Source organism: Armatimonas sp., from assembly GCF_043757465.1.
In the GTDB taxonomy this organism is placed as follows: Bacteria; Armatimonadota; Armatimonadia; order Armatimonadales; family Armatimonadaceae; genus Armatimonas.
Window position 1 is genome coordinate 9,916 of record NZ_JAYVPL010000118.1, and the last position, 15,747, is coordinate 25,662.

General features: G+C 59.9%; 2 protein-coding genes. Both read right to left on the bottom strand.

The features are described from left to right. Nucleotides 1-320: 320 nt before the first annotated feature. A complete protein-coding gene (locus ACH2ED_RS15805) occupies nt 321-10,775 on the bottom strand; it encodes a hypothetical protein (protein ID WP_395093093.1) in 10,455 nt (3,484 codons plus the stop codon). A 78-nt stretch (nt 10,776-10,853) separates the two neighbouring features. Beyond that, the gene (locus tag ACH2ED_RS15810) at nt 10,854-15,737 is read right to left on the bottom strand and encodes a hypothetical protein (protein WP_395093096.1); all 4,884 of its coding nucleotides are present in this window, start codon (nt 15,735-15,737) and stop codon (nt 10,854-10,856) included. Between the last annotated feature and the right edge of the window lie 10 nt (nt 15,738-15,747).

The following is a 15,747-nucleotide window of genomic DNA, read 5'->3' on the forward strand; positions in this document are numbered from 1 at the left end:
TGCGCCTGCCCGCCTCCAACTTCGCGAGTGACGCTCGGCGGAGGCAGGGTGACTGTGGAGGCAAGCTGTGGCAGGCGAACCCGAAGCTCAGGATGCTCGGACACCGTAAACTTTATCCCTGTGCCCGTGTCAGTGATCACGGTGCCGGGGGTAAGCCGCCCTTCTGATGTCCACTGCGCGAGTGTCTCGATTGTATCCGCCTCGTAGGCCACGCCATCCAAAGTGACGGTATATATTGCCATCCAATCCTCCAGCCTTCACTATACAAGAAAAAAAGCCCTCTGCATGGAAAACACCATGCAGAGGGCTTTTGAATGACTCTACTGACCGAATCCTGAGAAGCTTGGTGCCTCGAACTTTGGTGCAATAGTCTGGTAGAACAGCTCGAAGCCATTGGGGATGGGCACGAGGTTTCCTCCAAGAGGCCACAGTCCGGTTCGGGGCCGCGAGCTGGTCCAGAACATCCAGAGCTTGCCCGGCTGTAGGTTGGGATCTCCCTGGTAGCTCGGAATGCGGGTATTGCTGTACTGCCGCAGTAGATCCGCCTGCGAGGGATCGTAGTTGTACAAGTCAACAAAGATGCTTGACTGCCCCTCGTTGATGGTCTGCTGCATGGGTACTTGGAGACCCATCGAGTACGTATCCGTGGGTGCCAGCTCCTCAATATAGCTGAGCCGACCCGTTGCCCGGCGGTTCGTGCTGGTCGCTCCCTGCGATGCGATGTAGGTCACTTGGACATCAAGACCTTCGTAGAGAGGATCCACAAAGACCCGGCCCGTGGCGAAGTCAACGTCGTAGCTCACAGAACCGACGCCCCCCACGATCACACTACTCACCAGCGGGAACTGGTTCCCAAAGGTCAGCCCCGGAGTCAGGTCGCGTGCTCCCAGGGCGATGGACTCAGCCCGTGCCAAGCCGTTGGTGACAACGACGGAGCGCAGGTCAATTCCCATGCGCCGTGCAGTGAAGTACAGGCGAGCAGGGCGGTTCGGCTGAGCTGCCTTACTCCAGGTAAACCACTGCCGCCCGAGACCGGAAGCCAGCGGGTTCGTTTCCCGGGAAGGAATCACCGTGGCCGCACCGTTCACCAGGTGCCGATAGACCTGCGAGACAGCACCTGCCGTGAGAGCCCGGTTGTCTTCCGTCAAGACGGCTCCCGTGTCACCCGCAGCATCCGGTGTCAGGCGGTAGGTCGTCGGCTGGTAGTTCACCAGCACGGTGTCGCCCGACTGCGGCTCGTCCGCGCCACGGAAGCGCACCTCGCCTGTGTCAGCGTCCACGTAGATGTAGACAACTCCACCCGGACGGCCACTGATCACTTGTACCCAGCGACGGCTGTTATTGTCGTACTGCCAGGCTTTGTTCGAGGTTGCATAAACAGGAACGCCGTTTCGAACCACTCGGATATCTAGGTTCTCTGTTGTGAACTTATTGTCTGCAGGGTCCACCTGCCCACGGACATACCAGGCGATGTGCCGTGAGCGCCACGCCAGCTCTCGCCCGACCTGAACCAGCCGCTCGCCGTTGATCTGTGGCAGGGCGGTGAGTGCCAGACGTGTGTTCCGTCCGCTAACACTCGCAAGACTACTCAGGTCATAGACACCATTTAGAACCGGTGTTAAGAACCGATAGCGGCTCAGGAAGATATCCGGTGTCTGGGTATTTTGTAGCACTCCCGTGTAGACGACGTCTAACACAGGCACGTCTGTATTCACCGTCGGAGTGAAGACCCCAGCCGCATAGGTTCCGACGCTGTGGTCAGGAATCACTAAACGCCGTGCGGTGGCACTGGGCTCGGAAGCCGTGGTGATGCCCGGTGGCACTGCCAGCGCCACCTCGCCCGAACCACGTCGTCCGCCCACAACCTGAGGCTCCCCATTCGGATCGCCAGAGTACGGGATGTAGTAGAGTCCGAGTTTGCCGGGTGCACCACCGTAGTAGCTCACAATTCCCGTACGGGTTGTGGGATCGAAGGCAGCACGTGGCCCATAGCGACGGATCGTCGGATCGGGGCGTGAGTTTGCACTGAAGGTGCTCAAGAGGGAGCGAGGTGTGCCTACGGGTTCCCCATTCTGATCCAAGCGACTGTAGTAGATCGTATCCGTGGGGAGCGAGCCCGCGTTGCGCTGCGAGTTCACCCAGAAGAGGGTAGCCTCGGGAGTGAGCACTCCGGTAAGCGCCATGGGTGCGACCTGGAGCACCGACGGATAGAGGTTTGAGTCTCCTGCATTGGTCGCAATTGCAGCCGCTTGCGTGAACAGACGCCCTGCATTACTGTTGGGATCGAGCAGAGGAACACCCGGTGCATTTGCCCGGAACGCGCCCACCGTGGCATCCCAGTCCAGGTGGCTATGGAACAAGCCGAAGGGTGCTCCTGCCGCCGTGCTGCTCGCATTGCGAGTGTAGTAGACATTGAGCCTCCCGTTCGCACCACGATAGGCCGATGGCGTGGTCACGGAGGCGGGACGCCAGTTCGGGTACGCGCCCTCCATCAGGGGCATCGTGTCAATTCCGGGTAAGAGCCCCGAGAAAATCCCGTCGTAGGCCACCGCCAGCGCGGCATCTGCAATCTGACCGGTGAGTGCCGAGGTCTCAGACACGGTCAGCTTGACATCAATGGCCGGGTTGGTGTGTGGCTGGAACTCCACCCCGATCCGCTGGCCAAGCCCGTTGACCGCAAAGTTACGGACTCGAAGAGTGGCAGGTATAGGCAGCGTTGCAGGAAGGATCGTCCCTAGCCCCGGCGGCTGGTCGTTTCGTCCTGCGTAGAGCGGCCCTGCCGGAGTGATAGAACCCGCCCCGGCTCCCAGTGTGCTCAGGGGGCCACCAATCAGTGTGGGAACGCCCATGTAGCCCAGGAGGCCGCTCGATGTGGGAGTTGCGTTCGGGTGCACCGTGTCGTGATCTTCAAAAACCGCCAGCGCAGGAGGCGCGGTCGCCCCCGCCGTAGACAGAGAGCGGTAGACTCCGACAGGCGTTCCAATCGGAACCGCCACTCCCAGAGCAGGAAGCGTGACCTGCGGCTGCGGGATGCCAGGGAGATTGGGTACCAGTGCTGTACCTGGCGGCAGATCCGGGTCACTCAGAACAGCAGGCATCGCTCCACCTACTTGTGGTTTATGGAGAGGGTGTCGCCCGGCCATCATGGCGTAGTACTTCAGATACGCCGTCGTAAACCCACCATTGCCATCATCCACATTCAGTTGGTGCATCCAGGCCGTTGTTGGAAGCGCCGGATTTGCCAAATAAGCAACCCATGCGGCATCGAACGCGCGATCCAGCGATGTCACGACCTGTGGCATCACCTGTGCCGGGGTGTAGCCTGGATTCACTGTCAGGGCCGGGTCCGCCGCCACGGCCATGATTCCGTAGCGAGAGTCCACGGTCTCCGAGGTCAGACCGAAGTAGTTCCACCGGAAGTTATTCGTATCCGTGACATCGTTGGTCGTCAGCTGCTGCGTGGTCTGCGCGGCACGCAGGTTGTACAGGTTGACGTTGCCGATGTTCTGGATCGTCATCTTCTTGAAGAACTTATCGTAGGGCGCTGCAACTGTCGGTGCGAGCCGCCCGATGGGATCTGGCAGGAGGCCCGGGTTGCTGGCCGAGCCGTACTGATAGCCCATCAGGCCATTCTGAATGCCAAAGCCCGCCGGGAGTGCGCCCAGATCGAGCGGGGTCTCCGAGGACTTCAGGCCCATGTCCACCGGCACGCCCGTCCACACTTCCACGAAGCGGAACGGTTCACCGTCGTCCCAGCGCCCATTATTATTGTTCTGAGCGTTGCCGCTTCCATTGTCCACAAACATACGAAGCCGGGAGCTGTAGCCGAACGGGGTAATTCCGTAGCCCCCCGTAAAGACATTGCTCGCCTGGTTGTACTGCCGTAGATCACGGCCTGCCAGACCACGCGGAAGCTGGGTCTTGCCATCACCTACGTAGGGCTGGGCACCATCGGAGGTGCTCGGAGCCTCGTAGGTGGAGGTCAGGCTGTGGGTTGCCACCAGGTTGGCGGGCTGGTACTGCGGAACGCGGACATTGACGGTCGCCGCAAAGAGCGGATTTGTATCGTAGGGTCGTGTTGCCAGGGTTCCATTTACGGGGTTGATGAGCTGAGCACTGGGAAGAGTGACTGGCCCCTGCACTGCATCGGTACCCGCAATCAGAACGCTTACTGCCTGTCGCCCTTGCTGTGCAGCGGAGGCAGCAATGATGTCCGGGTAGTCCGGGCTCAGGTTACCTCCCAGCACGGCGACCGTGTTATCCGGGCGGCGCTTCCAGGGCTGTGCCTGAGGAACATTTTGCTCCCAGGGCAGCGGGTTGATCCTGCCATCGGGACGCATCCCCGCCGGGGTAATCGTCGGGTTGGCAGAGGGGTCAACATCCGCGTTGGGAATCCGCCCCGGCCACCAGCGCCAGATCAGATCGTCCGCCACCTCTGCCCGCACTCCCGTCAGCGCCAGGGTACCCGGCGTGCGATTGACAACGCGCAGATTACGCTGACGTGTGGAGAGATCGGTCGAACCCGTTCGGCCATGCGAGATGTAGCCAGTGCTTGTGGCAACTGGCACAAAGAAGCTTGGATCATCGGAGCCGTTGGTGCGTAGCCGACGGCTGAAGTTATTGTTGATCCGTAGCCGCCCCATGGCGTCTGCCGTGTAGCGAACAAAGTCGTAGCGAGTAATCGTGTTTCCGTTCGACAGCGCCTGGCTATACTCATAGCCCGCGAGGTCGGGATCCATTGCCAGTGTCGGATTGTTGCTGGCCACACGCTGCCGAACCGTATGCAGAGCATCGTTGATCGCGGGGGTTACAAAGGGCCCGATGCCACCCGCAACCGGCGCACCAACAGCCTTGTTTGCAAGCAAAGGAAGGTTGGTTCGAGTATCCGCCAGGAAGCCCTGGACAGCCAGCGGGTTCGCGACGGCAATAATTGGCTTCAGGAACAGGCTCTGCTCGGCAGTGGTTCCACCGGACACGGTGCTGAGGCGAGCGTTCCCTGGATAGCCTAGCGGCGTCCCCTGCTCAATGTCCACTTCAAACTGCATCCCCGGTGTCAGGGGCAGGCCAGAGCTGGTATCAAGCCTGAACTCGTAGAAAGCCAGACCGAGCTGAGCAGGCCGGGCCCCAGGAGGCGTCGGATCACCCGTTGCACTGTAGCGTCCCACGTAGGGATAGACAGACACTCTTCCAGCTCCTGGACCCATTGTGGCCCGCTCCAGCCGTACATTACGGGCAGGAATAGTGACATTACTATTGAGCGCACGAATCCGAATACTCGCGGTTGCCTCGCCAGGGATAGCACTAAAGCTTGGGCCAAGCTCGGAGGTGACCACCGTCAGATCCCAAGCGACAATATAGATAGTCTCGCCCCACTCGTAGAGGTTCTTGCTTCCCTGAGCCGCGACGGATCTTTTGGTGGCATCCGTGACGGGACGCCCTGCACCCTGGCCCATGGGGAAGAGCGGCGTGTTCTCCTGGGTATTGACCCAGGCCGCATCATTACCATCGCGATCCGGACGGATGGGGGCGCCACTGCGAGCCGCGTTGCGCAGTGTGGTGTAGGTGTTAATGTCGAACGTATCAACACGGGCTTGTGCTGTCATCCCAGGGGTGTACTGGGAGTTGTCACGTCCGCCGGCGTATCCGCTGGCAACGCCCCCGAGGTCAGCCCGGAAGACGGGAGTGTAGGCATAGAAGAGGCCATCCTCACCACCGACGAAGATCCAGGCGACGTTCTGTCCCGCGGGGTTATCGTTGGTGTCCGTGGTGGAAAGCACCACATGGCTGGCCCGTTCCAGGTTTGTCTCAGGAACTCCCGTCAGGGCAGGCGGGGTTGTGCTAAAAATGCCCTGTTGGTCGTAGGCGGGGAGCTTGAGCTTGCCGTCCACGTTGTGGTTGGTGGCAGTTGCCGTGGCGTGACGCTTGTCGTAGAACAGGCCGTGAAGGTCCAGGGGGAAGCCGGTCTGTCCCGTATTCCAGTCGGGGTCTACGAGAGCCGTCGGTGGCGTGGTCGTCCCATCCGCGGGATTGCCCGAGTAGAGGGGCCGAGCTTGGAAGCCCGGGCGTGGCCCATCGCCGTAAAGGGAGGTGAGTGCCTGCGGCTCTTTGGTCGGGTAGGCCACGTACTTTCCGCTGGGATCCGCCATCGGAGCGGTCTGCTTGGTCAGCCGGTCTTTACGACGAGCATAGCCAGAGTCGAGCGACGGGAAGTAGGCATTGGTGACCACCGAGATGCCCGTCCCTGCGCCGCCGGGCCCGTCTTTGGAGAATAGCAGAACATGGTCGTGCGTGTTGTAGCGGTCAATATTGCCTTCCGTGAGCGACCAGCCCAGCGCTGCAAAGTTATCCTTGTAAATTGGGTTTACGTTGGGGTCGGTCGCCGCCGACGGATCTTCCCCTTCAATATTGGTGCTGAGCTGATGGAGCGCACCGAGCGCTGTGGTCACCAGCAAGCTAGGATACTGATACGCCAGGTTCTGATCGTCGGTACCAATAACGGGCGGAGCCACGCCGTCCCACGTTCCCCGTGTGGTCGTCAGCGGATCGCCGATGTCCTGATTGACAAAGCGCCCCGTCAGATCCACGATAGGCAGGAAGATCGCTGCGGGGAATAGTGCCGCTGGTGCGAGCGAGAAGGTCAGATCCAGATCGAAACCAAAGGGATTCAGATCGTAGATAATCGGTCCGATAGGGTCAACGATAACTTGCGGCTCGAAGGTCAGGATCGGCTTAGTGATCGGCGCATCCAGTGTCGGGATGAGCGGGACAGTCGGATCGGTTCCTGCCACCAGAGGAGCGGGCCGACTGTTAGGCAGCGCGTTTGCCGCCGTGATCGCCGTCGAGTTGTTGCGGTTTTGTAGCGGGCCACCCGTCACGACGAGCTGACCATCCACCGCGCTACCGTCGCCACGGAGCTTAACGGTGCGTGCCATGACGCGTTTAGTCCGAAGCCCGAGCGTATCCTGAGCTCCCACATTAAAGATAGGGCTGAACGGGTTGTTGATGTCCGACGGATTTAGGTAGTCGCTGGCGAGAGTCAGGTCTGCCGGAATCGGGACACTGCCATCCAGCGGGATCGGTGACTGCTGAGGATCGCCGGACTTGCGCCAGCGGAGAAGTAGCCCCGTCTCATCATCCAGATCCACAGCAAAGAGTCGCCCCTGGCCACCCCAGAAGATCGTCGGCAACGTGCGCCGCCCTGGCTCACCCGCCACTGGGGCAGGGAGAAGTGTCACCGGCTCAGAAGCAACGCCCGGAGTGGGACGGTTACGGCGCGAGATAATCGGCTTGTTGGTTATCGCATCGTAGGTATCGTAGACAAAGCGATACGTCCAGACCGGCGACGCCTTACCAAACGGCGCGTCTTTCCAGACGAACTGATCGAGGGCCTGCCCCATGATGCGCGCAGCGGCAGTTGGAATGGGCTTAGCCGTCGGCCCGCTAGGGCGCGCTGTATTGACAGCGGGAGCACTAGGGATAAACTTGACGCTGGCAACGCTGGGCATCGGATTAGAAAGGAAGTCGTTGCGATCCCCTTCCTGATCCAGCAAAATCAGGCGGCCCTGCTTCGGGCTGGCCGGTGTGTCTGCATCGTAGTCGTTGGTCGAGATCACCAAATAGCGGCGAATCCCCGTCAGCCCTGTCACCGCGCTATCCGTGTCGCGAATAGCGAAATCCATTACCACGGGGGCACTGTAGATCGGCGCAATATTGGTAGAAGCACTAGCAAGCTTTGTTCCCGGATAGGCCCGACTGTAGTCCGTGTTGTTCGGATCGTCAAGAACATTATCAACGGGCCCACCACCATCATCGGCAATATCAGCATAGCGGTTCGGGAAGGCCCAGACGGGGCGAATCGTCCCTTCCGTTTTATCAGGACGCGCACCCGGACGGGCAGGCACTTGATTGTGGAAGCGGACATTGTCATTGAGCGCCGCCGCCGAACCGATCAGCGGACGTGTGGACGGAACGGGCGGATTGCTCGGCCCTAGAATGGACTCGACTCCACTGGTGCCATCCCAGACCATGTTTTTCTCATGGTCCATCTTGGTCACCGGGCCATCCCAGTCGAGGGAGTAGATGCGGCCCTCGGTCGTGGTCGCGAAAACACGGCGACTCGCGGTCACAGGGGCCGCAGCAAGATTACGTGCGAAGGCAACATCCGAGACAGCCAGCGTCGAGGGTACGACCCCTAAAGTCTCAAACCACCACTTCAGATCCGTTCGGTAGTTAAAGTCCGTGCGCAAGTAACCTGGCGTGTTGTACTGGGCAATCGTGTGTGCAACCTGCTCCCCTTTGCGAATCGGCAGCGGCATAGGGTTGTTCGCAAGGTCCGCACCCGCATCGGCACGAGGATCAAGCGCATAGATTGCATTGTTCTGATTGCCAATAAAGAGCCGGGGCTCCTCCGTCAAGCGATTGAGCGAGGCATCATCATCTTGCTTGGCCCAGGTAACAACCGGCGACGAAGCCCCGAAGCTTCCGGGTACGGGGATCTCTCCTTTAAGACGGAAGTAATACTTATCGAGGGGCTCCGTGGAAGACCCCATGGTCACCCGTGGTGCCGAAGTGGGACTGAATGTCCAGAGCAAGTTGGTGGTTCCCGGCCGGAACTCACCCAAGCTATTGGTAGTGGCTCGCTCGATATATTGATTGTCGTTGTTCCCAAACGGATCAATGGCGTAGAGAACTCCATTGCTCCCCCCAATAAAGGCAAGCGGCATGCGAACCGGCAGACGCAGCGCTGGGTTTATGGGATCAGGCAGTACGTAGCGACCAAGCGGTGCTGAGACCACGGTGGTTACATTGAAGCGCCCCCCGCCCGCACTCGTGTAGACCGGCAGCTTCACATCGCCAAACACCTTCATGTTCGGGACAATAGTCGGTGCGCCTTCGACGGCCCCACTAGGATTCACCCCTTGGCCAACCAGGTACACCTCGTCGTCGTCGTAGCGGCCATTACCGTTCGCATCGTAGGCACCGATCCCAGGAATCAGGTTGATCCCGGACACACCATCGTAGGCATTTCGCAGGCCCGCACCAACGACCAGGGTGTTATCGGGATGCCGCCAAGACGCGCCCCCCGCGAGCTGCGGCAAATAGGTTGCATCCGGGAAGCGCCAGAGAACCGTCCCCGTGGCCCAGTCCAAACCAAAGATCGAGCCGACCTCAATGGTCTTCGTGCCGTCTTTATCCACATTCGGGACGCCCGTCTCGGGGTCGAGCACGTAGTTGGTACGGTTCACCAGCACCTGCATGTGCGAGAAAAACGGAACCGCGTTCCCCATGGCGTCTTTGTACTGCTGCAGATTGACCGCGTTCACCGGAGCAGTGGGAAGATTTGCGGCATTCCGAGGATCAATCAGCGACGCGGGTCCACGGAAAAGGGTGGACGGATTGGCCGGATCGAACTTCCCAAAGAGCGGGTCGGCAGGATTGCTGTAGACAGGATCACGTGGGTTGTTGATAAAAGCGAACGAGTCGTTAAGAAGCGCGAAGCCCGCACCAGGTACCCAGGTATCGAGATTATAGTTCGTTCCTGCGGCAGGCTGATCGAAGGGGTTCGGGTCCGCGATAACGGGCTTGGGCTGTGTCGTGTCCACCTTGCGACCGCCGTGCGGCGGGGTGACCACGGGGGTGCTCTTGACACTGGCGACGCGTTGCTCAAAGGAAATCTGGTCCGCCAGCACAAACTGACTGCCCGTCAGCTCATCCTCAGTGGATCTATCAAGCTCGACACGGGCGCGGGACAGAGGATTGCCAAACTGGAGCGGGCTATTGCTGAACGTGCGGGTCCGCCAGGTCGGATCGCTGTAGGTCGCTTCGCTGAAGAAAGGGAAAAGAGCAGGCTTGCCATCGTCTCCCAAAAGCCAGTTGTCGCCCGCAGCGTCCTGACCTAAAAAACAGATCTTACGCTTGCGGACAAAGCTTCCATCGGCCTGGGGAACCACGTAGTAGACCGCGTAGCGTGCGTCCGTGATGCGCTGCTCCGCTCCACCCGGGTCAACCTCAGGAACGTGTATCCGAACCCCGTAGCGCGTGACGGTTCCCGCCACACCGGGCACGGACGGGTACCAGATGAACTTATCGGGATCGTTTGGATTACCAGGATCGGGCAGGGCATTGGCGGAGCGAGCAGCAGCGGCGATGCGCTGGTAGGTGGCGTTGAAGTACCCGGCTCCTCCCCCGGGTGTCGGGCCATTGACAGATCCCCAGTTCGTCCCAATAAAAAATCCCCCCACAGTGCCGGTTGTGGTCACCGGCTGGGTCACTGCAATGACTTGGGCGCCGTTGATTTCATCGTCAAAACGGCGCGACGGATAGAGCAGATCGGAGGTTAGCCCCGCGCCAGATGTGCCCTGGCGACGGTAGATAGGCGAGGCGAGGGTGCCGATATTCTCAACGGGATAGGGAACCGTATAGCCATCTAGCTGGAGCGGTGCTGCCAGTGTCTGGTCAGGGACGCGGCTGAAGGCGGGGGTACGGTAGATGCGGTTCGCGTTGGTGACGCCCCAGAGAAAATCCGCGCTCATTCGCCCACGGTTTGTAGTGTCACCGTGCATTTTCCCCGCGGGATTGAGCTGGGACTGCCGCTCCGTGGTTCGGGGCTTGACGAGAGTGGGGCTAACCCTCTCCTGCCCCTTGGGAAGCGGATCCCCCGGCGGCGTCTGCGCCGCAGCGGGGAGCGTGGCTCCCAGCATCGCGACCGCTCCAACTAGCGTACGCAGAGAAGTCGTAGTGACTCCCTGGAGGCTGGTTAATGTCGAACTGAACAAAGAGGATTTCATTGTTAGGCTAAATCGCACTGAGAGTTATTGCTCCTATCCCAATCTCAGGGATAGGAGCGGTTGGTTTTACAGACGGTCTCCAAAGAGAGGATGTTCCAGTAGATTCGTGTTACTACTGTTCGTCCCCATTTTTTGCTCCCACCGAAGACCGCTCGGCGCGAGAACGATATTGGGCGAGGAGAACCCACTGAAGTGGGGCCAGGGTTGTGGCAGGACAGGATCCGTCTGGTTACCGGTCACGGCATCAAAGCGGCGGTTCCCTTCCACTTGGAAGACCTCCCCCACAAATTGCCCGCTGGTAAAGAGAGAACTCTGACCGATCCAGGAGTTGGTGATGAGATAGTCCCCATTAGCAAGGCGCTTGACGGCGCTGGGTAGGAACCCCAGAGTTGATGTCCCTGCTAAGCGGTACTCCGTCATATCCTTATAGTCTTTGGAGTTGAAGTACCAGGTCACGTACCAACGATTGTCCGTACCCAGCTCTGTCTGGTAGACACCGCTGGAGTCACAGATCAGGAAGACGGATTTCTGTCCGCCAAGCCCGTTGGGAAGACTGAACTGCTGGATGTAGGTAGGCCTTGCAATACGGCGCACGTGGCGCTGTCCACCCACAAGCGGCATGACCAGCTCATTCATCGTACGATCAACGAGACCGTTGCGGGCGGGTTCCATACCGATCGGCCAGGAAGTGATCGTCGCGGCTTGGGCTCCCATATTGTTGAACAGCGGAATGGTGGTGTTGATCGGGTTGTAGAGCAGTGAGACGAGCGAGCCGCCGGTAAAGTCGCTACGGGTATCGCCACCCGAGTCTCCGGCTGTGCTCGCGTTGCCCACCGCCGTCAGGATGGTCGGGTAACCGTAGAGCGCCGCGTTCTGTCCCAGTCGGGTATCCCCAAAGGTTAGTACGCGCTGGAGGCTCTGGAATCTCAGGAGGCGGCCTTCCTTCTGCGTGGTTCGGCTCACCCAGACCACTAGCTGCTCCCCACGCTGCGGGCCGCTAGGTGTCGGTACATTGGTTCGCAGGATGCCGTTTGTATCGAAGTAGTCCGCCACTTCGATAATGCGGTTGTTTCCCGCATCCGCAATCAAATAGTGGATCTCATAGCCCACGCCGCCCGGACTGAACACCGTGTAGAGCTGAACATCCGTGGGTTCATTGAGGGTAATGGGATCTACGGAGGTCAGCACGCCGTAGGCATTGTTAAGTTGTGTCAGCTCCCAGCGTACCTGGCCGCTTCGATCCACGCGAACCACACGGTTATTGCCCGTATCACAGATCAGATAGTCTGAGGGCGAGAGTCGCCGCGCCAGAGCGGGCCGAGAGAGAGTTTTCTTGTCCTGAACGGCGCGCCCGGTCGCGGTGGCCGGGTTGACAACCCCACCGCCCGCACTCGGATCGAAGAGAGGCAGCTCGCCACCGGCTACCTGGAAGGTCATCGTGCCATCCAGTGTCCAGAGTGCAGCTCCCCCAGCATCCACTTCGATAATACGCTTCGCATCGGTCACAAGGGTCACGCCGGACTCAAAAGCCTCGGTACCCAAGAGGGTATTGGCGGCCAGTGTTCCCTGCGCACCAACGGGCGGTGCGCTCACTCGGCCCGCCATAGGACGTACCCAGCGGATGTGGTTGAGCTTCTGCTGAGCCCCCGCCAGATTTAACACGATGGTCTCGACCTGCTCGCCCGCTCGAATGGTTGGGTCATTGGATGTCGGCTCGGCATCCAGCGCAACCAGGTTCTCGCGCCCGCCACTAGCGATCCCCAGATAAAGAACGTCCCCGGCAAGAGTGGCTGCTGAGGTTGGCAGACCAGGCAGGACATAGTACCAGAGCAGCGGGGAGTAGCTCCCATTGACCGGCAGGCCGCGTGGATCCACATCGGTACCCGCCCCATTATTGGGCAGGAGCGCCGACGGAGAGATCACCACGGTTTCGTCGGCGTTGCCACCGGCAGGCACAAAAGTCACCACGAAAGAGAGCGAAGTGGAGAAGCGCCCGCCAGCCGTCCGCAGATCGGTCATCACAATCCGTCCCCGGGTCGCGTCCCCCACCATATTCTGCCCGATACTGATCGGATTACTACCCGTTTGCGTCAGGATCGAGTTGATAATTTTGGGTTGCCCAGGATTCGTCGGATCAAAAGTGGCAATATCGAGCTGCGAGACTTGAACCCGGTAGGCAGGGTTGTAGGCCTTGGGCAGCTTCAGGATAATTTCCTTCTTCATGTCCAGCGCCGCCACGACCGTGACTGGGCCACCATTGCTTGGCGAGGTTGCCCTGAGTACCTGATAGACGATCCCGTCATTGGTCGCCACGGGCGGCCCCACGGGCTTGACGTCTGTCAGACCTTCGTAGCTGGGAAGGTAGCCCGCACTGCCGGACTGACTGAGAGGCCCACCGAACAGAAGGCGATTACGCAGTGTCGGGCGCTCCACAACCAACTGGTTTGGAAAAGTTATCGGAATCCCCTGCGCACCGCCTGGGATCTCGAAAATCCCTAGTGACTGGCGAAGACGCGTGAGGCCAAACTGCTCGTAGTCGCCCGAGATGACCGTGTGTGGCTGTGGTGTCCCACTGTTGCTCTGGCCGACATACTTGAAAGCGCTCACCAAAATATCATCGGGGGTCATGGCGATTCCCTCGCCGCCCCCCTGGTAGCCATTCACGCGAATCCCTGGGTTACGCGAGGCATCTCCCTGCGTCGTCAGGGCAGGCGGCGTGGTACTGGTCGTGACGTAGTAGACATCGTAGTCCACGGAGACAAGTGCGTTCTCAGGCATCCCCGGCCCGACTGGCCCCCGGCTCGGAGGATTATTCGCCCCATCGCGGACACGGACCATGCCATTCTGATCCACAAACTGCCCAATAAAATTAGGACTGATCCGTCCCGCGTTCATGTTGTCCTGAGCGGTGTAGATCAGGTTGCCCATCCCATCGTAGCGATTGGTATAGACACGTACCACGGGCTTGAGGAACGGCAGAGTAGAGGGCATGGCAACATACTGCTTGTTGTTGGGGGTTCCCTGGGCCGCGCGGGTCGGAAAATCACCGGGTATCGGGTCTCGCAGTATGACCTCGTGACGTGCTCCCAGCCAGTAGGCCATTGTCCTCAGGGTCATTCCGCCGCTGGGGTTCTCCTGCCAGACCGGCACGTACAGCATCAAGTCGTTGCTGCTACCGCTCGCGCTTGCCGCAACCCCGGTTCGTCCGCTGCTGCCAATGATCTGAGCAAGATTCGGGTTTGCACTCGTATTCGTAATCGCGAGCCGTGTGTAGCCCAAGCTCGGCGAGCCCGTCGGGTGGTAGACAGGATCCTGCGCCACTGCGTACGAGTACCAGAGTGTCGTCATCGAGGCCGCGTCCACGCAGCGCACGAGGCCGTCGGGCTCTACCACGTAGACCTTGCCATCGTGGAGCAGGGGCGCGGGAGCGGCCATCGTCGCCCCGCCCGGACCGGCATAGGTGCCGCTTGTCACAGCAGGATTTGTGGCAGTATTGGGAGCGGGGGCGATATTGCCAAAGCTATCCGCCAGAAGCGCGGTAAGTTTTACCAGCGTGCCATTACTCAGGGTGACGAAGATAAAATCGGCATAAGACGCCGTGCTGCTAGCGTAGACAGTTCCGAGAGTCGGTGACGAGGGCATGGTTCCCGCGCCATTCCAGCGCCAGAGCTCATCGTACGGTTTGCCCAGCGCCAGGTCGGGAATCCCCTTGTCGCCACTCACCAATGAGGGGTGTGCATTGTAGGCACGCACCGAAGGAGTACTGGAAGCGTCCAGTCCTGTGGCGTAGACAACGCCTTTTGCCACGAGCGGTGCGGTGGTCGAGCTGAGTGCATCAAGTGCGCCGACTTGAAACGCGGGCACAAGCGGAGCACCAATCGCTTCAAAGGAAGAGCCGGTGCGGCGGGGATCCTTGCGGTATTGATTGTTGGCGCTGCCCCAGGCCACCACATTGTAGAGAAACTTCAGATCTTCCGCGTGCGCAGCGAGCAGGTTTTCCCCGCAGTAGGCACCGGAGTTCCCGCCGGAGGGTGTGCGCACTCCGCCCGTATAATCGTTGATATCGCAGCCGGAGTCCCCTGCCGTGGCGATGACTCGACCTGAGCCGTAGTTACCGGCAGCGATATAGGGCAGCCCGTTCGGTGCCGATGCCGTGGCCCGCGCCCGATTACCGACAATATTAACCAGTACTTCCGGGTTAGGTGCTGCTGTCGGATCGGAGAGGCTCACCAGCGCATAGCCCCCGTAGTTTTTATCCCCCAGATTGGCGATCTCCGCCTGGCTCAGCGGATTGGGCGTGTTGAGAATCGGGTGGCTGGGAATATTGATGGAGGGCGTTCCCGCGCCACCAATCCCACTGTTGCCACTGAACTGAAGCTGATCCAGAAAGAGCGGCCCGGAGGGATCCATGCGCATATTGCCACAGTCCTCCAGCCACAAAACGCCCCCAGCATCCACGAGCTTGCGCAGCTTCTCACGATCAATCGCCGTCATCCGTGTGAGACGGTGATTGGTGATAAAGAGCAGGTCGAACTGCAATAAATCCTGAATGGGGGTATCAGTGAGAGGCACTTCCCAGTAGGCCGCCATGTTCTTGGTGACCTGCTGGCCCGCCTGATACTGCTGACCAACGCCGCCTGATCGAGCCGTCCAGCGCGCCGCCACATCATTGGTGACGACTTTTGGGGAGAGGGGGTTGATGAACTCCCAGTTTTGGGGTTTCAGATCGGCCCGTGTGTCCGCGATATAGAAAATAAAGGGGTCCGTGTTCTCTGTACCACGCCCATCATTGATATCGGTTGAGTCCACCAGGAGAATCCCGACTTTGAGTGTTCTCTTGTTGCTGGAGTAGGTCGTCGCCACCTGTGCATGAACGACGGTTGCTACCGTCAGTACCACAACTGCCAGTAAGGAAAGTGCCGCTCCCAGTATCCGTTTTCTTATCGCCATTTTATTTCCC

What these genes read in the sequence shown, in the direction of transcription:
- ACH2ED_RS15810 (WP_395093096.1), bottom strand. Translation starts at nt 15,737, where the DNA reads ATGGCGATAAGAAAACGGATACTGGGAGCGGCACTTTCCTTACTGGCA.